Source organism: Oleiphilus sp. HI0125 (assembly GCF_001635355.1).
Genome location: NZ_LWGF01000907.1, coordinates 1 through 849, shown reverse-complemented (window position 1 = coordinate 849; position 849 = coordinate 1). Strand labels below are relative to the sequence as shown.

The window sequence follows — 849 nt, the reverse complement described above, 5'->3', positions numbered from 1 at the left end:
ATTTATCCGCATCAAAAGGGCGGTTGATCGGACCCCAGCCAATAGCATCAGACGTGCTTGGCTCTTCAACAATATAACGGTCCATTGGAGAGCGACCAGTTCTCTTACCAGTTGTAACAACTAAAGAACCGTTAGCAGCTAAACTGCCTTCTTTACGCTCCAGTGCATGTTCAACTAGTAATGCTGAACTTAGATCAACAAAAGTGTTACTCACTTTGACCTCACCTAAAATAAAACTAACTGGCTTGGAAAAATCCAAACCCTTATAAAATTGGGGCGCTATTATGACAAATCGCCAATTAAAAAACGACAGTAAAATAGACGCCAAGCATTATGCGCTTTATGTGTTCAATGAATAACCAATTAGTGCGGCTTACCGACATTAAATAACTCATTGACACGCTCGCGATCAAATTCGTAATGCGCACCACAAAATTGACAATCGATTCCTATCACAGGCTCTTCATCAAGAATCGACAGCGCCTCATCTTTCCCTAAAGAATAAAGAGAATTTAAAGACCGCTCCTCGGAACATGTGCATTCAAAACGCACAGGCTCTGACTCATACACTTGCAGACTTTCTTCATGATAAAGACGATGCAAGATAGTCGCATTGTCATTCTGTTTGACCTCTTCAAAGCTCAATGTCTCAGCGAGCTGCCTAACACGATCCCAAGCATCTTGATCATCGATATATTTGTAATCAGGAAGCTTTTGAAGCATCAAGCCATAACAGTACTCGTCATCACTCGCAAACATGAAATGCGTATCTAGCTGCTCTGATAAATCAAAGTAATGCGCCAAACATTCAGCCAACGTCGATCGCTCTAAAGGCACAATCCCTTGATA

General features: G+C 41.7%; 2 protein-coding genes. Both read right to left on the bottom strand.

Annotation, left to right across the window (positions count from 1 at the left end; all coding sequences use genetic code 11):
• Positions 1–214 (bottom strand): phosphoenolpyruvate carboxykinase (ATP) (locus tag A3762_RS15700; protein ID WP_156493500.1); only part of this gene is annotated, 214 nt, incomplete at its 3' end.
• 149 nt (positions 215–363) lie between these two features.
• The coding region (locus tag A3762_RS15695) for an Hsp33 family molecular chaperone HslO (RefSeq protein ID WP_197469298.1) at positions 364–849 on the bottom strand (486 nt) is incomplete at its 5' end.